Source organism: Nonomuraea mesophila (assembly GCF_004352805.1).
Classification (GTDB): domain Bacteria; phylum Actinomycetota; class Actinomycetes; order Streptosporangiales; family Streptosporangiaceae; genus Nonomuraea; species Nonomuraea longispora.
The window spans coordinates 1-4,063 of sequence record NZ_SMLD01000324.1 but is presented as its reverse complement, the minus strand read 5'-3'; the positions used below and the strand labels follow the sequence as shown (position 1 = coordinate 4,063).

Here is a 4,063-nt window from a genome sequence, read left to right as displayed (position 1 = left end):
CGTCTCCACCCTGGGCGCCCTGCCCCGCCCCGGAAGCCGGCACGGACGCGGGCACGGCCCGGACACCAGGCACGGCCCGGACACCAGGCTCAGCCGCGGACCCACCTGGGACATCAGACGCGGAACCGGCCTCGGGCAGGGACCCCGGCCCGGACCGTGCCTCGGGCACAGACGCGGACACCGGTTCGGGCCGGGCGGCGCTGTCCGGTGCGGGCTCGGCTACGACGCCTGGGTCGGGGGCACCCGGTGCGGGGTCGGCGACGGTGTCCTGATTCTGGGGCGCTTCGGTGAGGGCCCCGGCGGTCGCCGAAGCGCTGGAGGAGCTCCCGGCCGGGAGGTCCTCGCGTTGCAGGGCGGCGTTCGTGGTGGTGGCCGCAGGGGGCGTGGCGGCAGGCGCGGGGCCGTCGCCAGGGATCGAGTCGCGCCCGGGTGTGGGCGGGAGGCTCGTTCTGTCCTGAACCACTCCGAGGTCTCCTCCGCCGTCATCGCACGCCTGCTTGCGGAAACGCTACCGTCCCGCGGCCCCACTTCATGCAGCGCGGCGCGGGGAGATCGAAAAATGGCGAGCGGACGCGGCAGGGTGATCCCGCGGCTGACGGGACCACCCGGCGCACGGCGGTCCTGCGCACGAGAACGGGAAGAGGGCCCGGAAACCCTTCGGACCGGACCCGTCTCGTCGGCGGCGAGCGCGGAATTCCGTTGTCTACTGGGCTCCCGGGCCCGTCCCGGGTCCAACCCCCCGCCCGGTTGGGGTGCCCCGACTCGACGGACCGACGGCCCTGCACCTGGCTGTGTGGACGAAGTCACGCTCCGTCACGGACGCAGGATCCGGCGATGTCAGAGACGGCCAACCGGCCAAGTCCCGTGCTGGACTGCGCAGCAAACTACCGACTCCACCTCAGATGTCAACCGTGTCCCGATCAGCAGAAACATCAAGTTTTCGCAGGTGGGACATGATCGGCCGCCTGCCGCAAAGCGGATCAGAGCCCATTTGCGGGTGTCTGCGAGCGGCTCGGCAAGCCGCTGAGCGCCTCGGAGAGCGGCCGCTCGTGCACGACGCCTAGCCGTTGCGTGGCCCGGGTGAGAGCAACATACAGGTCGCTGGGTCCTCGTGGCGACTGGGCGGCGATGAGGTCGGGTTCGGCCACGATCACCGAGTCGAACTCCAGCCCCTTCGCGTCCGTCACCCCCATCACGGCCACCGGCGCGTCGAGCGCCTCCGCGCCCTTCGCCCGGCCCGCGCCCGGCGTCACCACCACGGCGCCGGCCACGGCCGCGGAGACCTCGGCCCCGATCGGGCCGAGCAGCCGGTCGGGCACCACCACGGCGACCTTGCCGCCCTCGCCGACCTCGGCCTTGACCAGCTCGCCCAGCGCGGCAAGCGGCGCCGACCAGGGCTGTACGCCGAGCTCGCGGACGGACGCCGGAGCTTCGAGCGCGGGGTCGACGGTGGCCAGGACACGCGCCGCGACCGCCATCAGCTCGACCGGCGTACGGTAGTTGACGCTCAGCCGTTCCTGACGCCAGCGCCCGGCCACGTACGGGTCGAGCACCTCCGCCCACGAGCGCGCGCCGGCCGCCGAGCCGGTCTGCGCGATGTCGCCGACGATCGTCATCGAACGGGTGGGGCACCGCCGCATGACGGCCCGCCAGGCCATGGGCGACAGTTCCTGCGCCTCGTCCACGATCACGTGCCCGTAGGCCCAGGTGCGGTCGGCGGCGGCGCGCTCCGCGGTGGTGAGGTGGGGGCCGCCGCCGCGCTGGCGTTCGGCCAGGCGCTCGGCCTCCATGACGTCGGACAGGCCGGTCAGCTCCAGGACCTCGCGGGCGTAGGCCAGCTCCGCCTCGCGCTCGCTCTCCTCAGCCTGCCTGGCGGCGGCCAGTTCCTCCTCCGCCTGCATGGCGCTGGCGCGCAGCACCTGTTCGTCGATGTCGCCGAGCAACTCGGCCGCCTCGTCGAGCAGCGGCACGTCGGACTCGGTCCACGCGCCGCCGTCGCGGCGCAGCAGCACGCGCTCGCCGGGGGTGAGGGACGAGGCCGCGTACTCCAGGCGCTCGGGCGTGCCGTACAGGCCGAGCAGGAGGCGCTGCGGCGTGAGGTAGGGCCACAGCCGGTTGAGCGCTGACTTGACGACCGGCTCGGTACGCAGTTCCTCGCGCATGTCGGCCAGGTCGTCCTCGTCGATGAGCCCCTTGCCGATCTTGCGGGCCTGCTGCCGGGCCAGCGCGTTGAGCAGCGACCTGACGAACACGGCCCTGGCCTGGTTGTGCGGGCGGCGCGAGCGGGTGGCCTTGTTCCTGGCCGCGTCGAGCATGGCCCGGTCGATGGTGAGGGTGAGACGGCCGAGGGTCAGCTCGATGGGTTTGCGCGGCACCCGCTGCCGGTCGCGTACGGCCTTGGCGATCACCGCGGCCATCCGCGCGTCCCCCTTGAGCGCCGCCACCTCGGGCCGCTCGCGGGCGGTGGCGGCGACGCCGGGATAGAGCTCGCCGACCGTGGACAGCAGCACGTCGTTCTCGCCGAGCGAGGGCAGGACCTGCTCGATGTAGCGCAGGAACGTCAGGTTGGGCCCGAGGATGAGCACACCCCTGCGCTCCAGCCGTTCCCTGTGCGTGTAGAGCAGGTACGCGGCCCGGTGCAGGGCCACGACCGTCTTGCCGGTGCCGGGGCCGCCCTGCACGACCAGGACGCCGTTCAGGTCGCCGCGGATGACGCGGTCCTGCTCGGCCTGGATGGTGGCCACGATGTCGCGCATGCGGCCCGTACGCCGCTCGTCGAGCGCGGCCAGCAGGGCCGCCTCGCCGTTGAGCGTGGCACGGTCGTCGTCGGTGAGCGAGTCGAGGTCGAGCAGGTCGTCGTCGACGCCGACCACGGTACGGCCCTTGGTCTGCAGGTGGCGGCGCCTGGTCACGCCCATGGGGGCGGCGGGGGTGGCGCGGTAGAACGGCTGCGCGACCGGCGCCCGCCAGTCGATCAGCAGGCGGCGCTGGTCGTCGTCGGTCAGGCCGAGCTTGCCGATGTAGAGGCGGCCCTCCTCGACGTGGTCGAGCCGGCCGAACGCCAGGCCGCGCTCGACCGCCCAGAGCCGGGCGAGCCTGAGGGCGTACATCTCGGCGAACGTGTCGCGCTCCGACCTGTTCTGCATGGTGCCGACGGCGCCGCTGGCCAGCACCTCCTTCAGCTGTCGCTGGGTGCGCTCGCGCAGCTCGTCGAGACGGTCGTAGAGGCGGGTGACGTACGCCTGCTCCCTGGCGCGTTCCGTTTGACGCGTTACCGTCTGACCATTAATGTGGTTAATGGGACACTCCGGGCCATTCTGTTTGTTGTTACGACAAACGATGACATTAGCACGCCTTTCGCGGCGCTCTCATCACTTTGTCCCGTTACCCGTGATCGCCGGACTGCTCGGGCGTACGACTCGGCGGCGACGTTACCCCCTCCATGGTCAGCGCACACCTGGTCACGCATAACAACATGCGCCGCTACGGCCGCCCGGCGCCCGCCAGAACCGCCGCGGCGGCTGCGGCGTAGGCGTACGTGCCCCATTCCGGGGCGAGATACGCCGCCGCGCCCGCCAGAGGGACGCCGAGCCACTCCCAGCGGCCGTCCAGGGCCACCAGGGCGACCACCAGCAGCGCGTACCAGGGATATCCGGGGGTCAGCAGCAGGAACGCCGTACCGGTGACCACGAGCCCGCCCCGCCACGGCCGGTCCGGATCGCCGCGCCGGAGGACGTGGAAGGTCACGGCCGCCAGCACCAGGAGCACGGCCGGCAGGGCCCACGAGTCGGGCAGCACCAGCCGCACCAGCCCGTAACGGTCGCGCGCCCCGGCCTCGTCGTAGCCTTCCTCGGTCACGTACCCGAACAGGTAGCCCAGCACCGAACCCCGGGACAGCAGGACGTAGGGCAGGTAGGCGGCGACCACGACCAGAGCCGCGAACGCCGTCGTCCACAGGGCCTTACGCGCCGCCCGCGCGTTCGACAGGCTCCCGGACAGCGCGCCGGGCAGCACCACGGCCGGCACCAGCTTGACCGCGATCGCCCCGCCCAGCCACGTCCCC

Annotated in this window: 1 protein-coding gene and 1 pseudogene; both read right to left on the bottom strand. The window is 72.5% G+C overall.

Features of this window, described 5'->3' with window-relative positions; translation table 11 throughout:
* Nucleotides 1–980 precede the first annotated feature (980 nt).
* Complete coding sequence (locus E1295_RS47405; protein ID WP_132641863.1) at nucleotides 981–3,173, bottom strand: HelD family protein; 2,193 nt, start codon at nucleotides 3,171–3,173, stop codon at nucleotides 981–983.
* A 310-nt stretch (nucleotides 3,174–3,483) separates the two neighbouring features.
* Nucleotides 3,484–4,063 (bottom strand): annotated as a pseudogene (locus E1295_RS47400) (hypothetical protein); the annotation flags it as partial.